The following is a 2,907-nucleotide window of genomic DNA, read 5'->3' as shown; positions in this document are numbered from 1 at the left end:
GATGGGTGCCGTGCTGCATACACTCAACATCCGGCTGCATGACGACCAGCTTTCCGCGATGGTCGCCGAATCCGGCGCAGGGGTCATTCTGGTCGACGGGGCGCTGGCCGCGCGTTTTGCCGAACTGGCGCCAGGACTGGCGCGTGGAGCGGTGCGACTGGTGATCGTGACCGGGCAGGATGCGCCGGTGTCTTTCGCCGGTCTGCCGGTTGAAACCATCGGATACGAGGCGCTGCTGGCCGAAGGGCAGCCACGCAGCGACTGGCCCGACCCTGACGAAAATGCCGCCGCGATCCTGTGTTATACCGGGGGCACCACCGGCCAGCCCAAGGGCATCGCCTATAGTCACAGGTCATTGTGGTTGCAGGCCATCTCGCTCTGCACCGCCAATTCCCTGAGGATTGGTGAGGCGACGGTGATCCTGCCCGCCGTTCCGTTCTATCACGTCAATGGCTGGGGTCTGCCCTATGCCGCGATGATGGCGGGGGCGAAACTTGTATTGCCAGGTACCCGGTTTCAGCCAGCGGTACTGAACCCCTTGCTGGATGAAGAGGGCGTGACGCTGGCCGCCGGGGTGCCGACCATCTGGTCGGATGTGCTGGCGGCGCGAAAGGCGGCAGGGCTGCCTGCGCCGCCGCAGCTGCGCCGGATCGTTACCGGCGGGGCGCCGGTGCCCGATACGCTGGTCGCGGCCTGGGGTGCGCTGGGGGTGGAAACCCAGACCGCCTGGGGCATGACGGAAACCTCGTCCATGTCGGCCATCGGTGCGCCTTCGGGTCAGGTTGCTGCGGCGGGTCGGGTGGTCTGCGGGCTGGAGATGCGCACCGCTACGCTGGAGGGCGTGCCCCTGCCCGCAGACGGCAGGACGCCGGGCGAATTGCAGATCCGTGGCCCCTGGGTGACCGCCCGCTATTTTCGGCGCGCGGCGGAGGACGGATTTCAGGATGGCTGGCTGCGGACCGGCGACATCGGCACGCTGGATGCCGAAGGCCGGGTGCGACTGACCGACCGGGTGAAGGACGCGATCAAATCCGGTGGCGAATGGATTCCCTCGCTGCCGCTGGAAGAGGCGATCCGCAGTCATCCGTCGGTTCTGGACGTGGCGGTCATTGCCATGCCCGATCCGCGCTGGCAGGAACGCCCCCTTGCGCTGGTGGTGGCGGGGCCGGGCTTCTCGCCCGACCTGATGCCTGCGCACCTGTCGGCGCGGGTCGCGAAATGGTGGGTGCCCGCGCATTGGGCGCGGCTCGACAGCCTGCCGCGCACCACGGTCGGCAAGGCTGACAAGGTGGCCATGCGGCGGATGCTGGCAAACGGGGATTTGCAGATCGAGCAGATCGGGGCCGCCACCCCGGCCTGAACGCAGGTGGGACCGGCGGATGACCGGACCGCAGAGAAATTGAACTGGAGGAAGACATGGAAAGCACTGACCTGCCGACGGAGATCGTCGGTTGCGAGATCCGTGACGGCGTTGCCTGGCTCACGATCAACAGGCCGAAGAAGATCAACGCGCTGTCTTCGGGCGTGGTGCAGGCGCTGACCGCGCATGTCCGTGACCTGCAGGCCGATGACCGTGTGAAGGTGATCGTGCTGCGGGGCAGCGGCAACCATTTCTCGGTCGGTTACGACATTTCGGAAGAGGTGGAGGTCGGCCTTGCCCGCCCCGAAGACTGGCACGGGGCGCTGTCGAACAACGTCGGTCTGTCGATGGCGGTCTGGGCCTCGCAGAAACCGACGATTGCAGCAGTCGACGGCTGGTGCCTTGCCGGGGCCTGCGAACTTGCCATGGCCTGCGACATGATCGTGGCCACTGATCGCGCGCAGTTCGGCGAGCCTGAAATCCGCTTCGGCTCAGGCCCGGTGACGCTGCTCATGCCTTTCATTCTGGGGCAGAAGAAGACGATGGAGCTGTTGCTGACCGGCGATACGATCAGCGCCGCCGAAGCAGAGCGGCTGGGCATGATCAACCGCGTGGTAGAGCCCGAGGCACTGGACCAGGCGGTCGCACAACTGGCGCAGAAGATCGCGCTGACGCCGCTGATCACGCTGCGGCTGACCAAGATCGCGCTGACGCGGGCTTACGAGGCGATGGGCCTGCGCAACGCGGTGAACACCAATCTCGACCTCGCGGCGACGCTGAACGCGGCGCAGGCGCCGGAAAAGACCGAATTTGTCACGCTGGTGCGCGAACAGGGCCTGCGCAAGGCGCTGGATTTCCGCGACAGCCGCTATGGCGCACTGACCTGAGGGGAATGACATGAAGGATCAGAACCAGACGGGCACAGCCCTGCATATGGGCGACATGCTGACCGAAATGCTGATCGGCTACGGGGTCGAGGTGGTCTTTGGCATGCCGGGCGGTCAGACCTGCGGTCTTTACGAGGGCATCGGCAACCGCCGCGACCGCATCAATCATGTGCTGGTGCGCGACGAACGCAATGGCGTCTATGCCGCCGACGCCTATGCCCGGCTGACCGGCAAGCCGGGGGTCTGTGACGTGACGGTCGGCCCCGGCGCAACCAAGCTGACCGACGGCTTCGTCGAGGCGATGAATGCCTCGATCCCGCTGATCGCGATTGTGGGTGAACTGCCGCGCGACTGGTTGCCGCTGAAGGCCAAGGGCGTGGCCAGCCAGGGCTTTGACCAGTTGTCCTACCTGAAATCCATCTCGAAAGAGGCATTTCTGGTGCCGACGCCGCAATCCTTTGCCGAGATCGTGCGCACCGCCTGGCGGGTGGCGACTTCGCCGCGGCCCGGCCCGGTGGCGATCATCGTGCCGCATGACATCATGGATCATCCCTGGGACCCCGAGACCCAGCCCATCCTGATCGACGACCGCTATATCCGCGCGCCTGCCCACCGGGCCCGCGCGCTGTCGGCTGATCTGGCGGCGGCGGCGGCGGAGCT

At 66.3% G+C, this 2,907-nt stretch carries 3 protein-coding genes; all 3 read left to right on the top strand.

Features of this window, described 5'->3' with window-relative positions; all coding sequences use genetic code 11:
• Positions 1 to 1,360, top strand: a 1,360-nt coding sequence (locus tag AO684_RS02160; RefSeq protein ID WP_054301106.1) for an AMP-binding protein, incomplete at its 5' end; no start/stop codon positions are given.
• A 56-nt stretch (positions 1,361 to 1,416) separates the two neighbouring features.
• On the top strand, positions 1,417 to 2,247 hold the full coding sequence (locus AO684_RS02155) for an enoyl-CoA hydratase/isomerase family protein (protein ID WP_054301105.1): 831 nt from the start codon (positions 1,417 to 1,419) through the stop codon (positions 2,245 to 2,247).
• 10 nt (positions 2,248 to 2,257) lie between these two features.
• Positions 2,258 to 2,907 (top strand): thiamine pyrophosphate-binding protein (locus AO684_RS02150; protein WP_255349793.1); only part of this gene is annotated, 650 nt, incomplete at its 3' end.

The sequence above is a fragment of the Gemmobacter sp. LW-1 genome, from assembly GCF_001303875.1.
In the GTDB taxonomy this organism is placed as follows: Bacteria; Pseudomonadota; Alphaproteobacteria; order Rhodobacterales; family Rhodobacteraceae; genus Gemmobacter; species Gemmobacter caeni.
This window is presented reverse-complemented; position numbering and strand designations above follow the sequence as displayed.

Bases quoted from the DNA above. Each gene is read 5' to 3' on its own strand.
- AO684_RS02155 (WP_054301105.1), top strand. From the start codon at position 1,417: ATGGAAAGCACTGACCTGCCGACGGAGATCGTCGGTTGCGAGATCCGT.